We start from the raw sequence: 696 nt of genomic DNA, 5'->3' as shown, positions 1-696 counted from the left end.
CTGTCGATAATTCGGAAGATTGGCTTGAACTGTCTGCAACTCGATAGAATAAGATAGACATTTAATTAATCACTAAATTTTGACAAGATGAAAAAGAATTTACTTATGTTGGCTCTTTGTTCTTGCGCTCTTGCTATTAATGCACAGAATGTAAGGACTATTGGGGCTAAGTTGCCTCAGAGTAGTGAAATGGTGCCTGAGACCATGAAGTTTACAGCTGTTCAGACACAGACAACATCAGACTTGGCTTGTTCGGAAACGATGACAAAAGCCGGTGCCATGAAAAGAATGAATGCTAATAAAATGACTCGTGCGGGAGAATCTCCTTTGGCGCTTGTTGCATACGCTCCTCCCACTGGCGCAATGTATGCTGGAATAGAGTCTGAAGGATGGTATAGTCGTGTCTTCATGTACACTCCCGCATTAAAAGACGTTACATACCCGGCTTTAGTTCGTAGTCAAGATACAGAAACTCCTGTTTCTGTTCGGTGGACAATCGGTACCGGTGCAGAGCAGAAAGTAATGGAAACGAATGAGAATGGTGACGGTATCGCTTCTATGTTCGGTAATAACGAGGCTCCGGTATTGACTGCGACCCAAGGTTCTTTCTCCGAATCATATCAAATGATGGACGAGGATAATAAACCTGCGATTTGGTTCGGTGGAACAGATACTCTTACTTCACTGTCAAACGCA

Annotated in this window: 1 protein-coding gene; it reads left to right on the top strand. The window is 43.1% G+C overall.

From position 1 onward, the window contains the following. Window positions 1-87: 87 nt before the first annotated feature. Window positions 88-696, top strand: a 609-nt coding sequence (locus tag MoGM_RS04505) for a hypothetical protein (RefSeq protein WP_146078643.1), incomplete at its 3' end; no start/stop codon positions are given.

The sequence above is a fragment of the Prevotella sp. MGM1 genome (assembly GCF_002933775.1).
In the GTDB taxonomy this organism is placed as follows: Bacteria; Bacteroidota; Bacteroidia; order Bacteroidales; family Bacteroidaceae; genus Prevotella.
The sequence above is the reverse complement of the archived record's forward strand: the minus strand, read 5'-3'. Positions and strand labels throughout refer to the sequence as shown.